At 42.0% G+C, this 243-nt stretch carries 1 pseudogene; it reads left to right on the top strand.

The window, feature by feature from the left end:
• A pseudogene (locus R0K30_RS23200) lies at positions 1–185 on the top strand (single-stranded-DNA-specific exonuclease C-terminal domain-containing protein); the annotation flags it as partial.
• Positions 186–243: the final 58 nt, after the last annotated feature.

The raw sequence follows: 243 nt of genomic DNA, 5'->3' as shown, positions 1-243 counted from the left end.
CTGCTTTCCCTAGTCGTGACCAATTCCAATGGTTTTATGGGTTCTTGTTAAACCGGGGAAATTTTCCTCTCAACGCACAAGGGATGGAGCTTGCGAAGCATAGAGGTTGGACAAAAGATACAATCATTTTGAAGACAAAGGTGTTTTTTGGACTCGGTTGGGTAAAGATAGAGAATGGTGTGCTGTAAATAGGAGTTGATGCCCCTAAAAAAGGTTTAACCGCATCAACGTCCTATACTGAAA

The organism is Bacillus sp. SIMBA_154 (assembly GCF_046536015.1).
In the GTDB taxonomy this organism is placed as follows: Bacteria; Bacillota; Bacilli; order Bacillales; family Bacillaceae; genus Bacillus; species Bacillus pumilus_P.
Note: the sequence above shows the minus strand (reverse complement) of the source record. Positions and strands in the feature narration are given on the sequence as shown.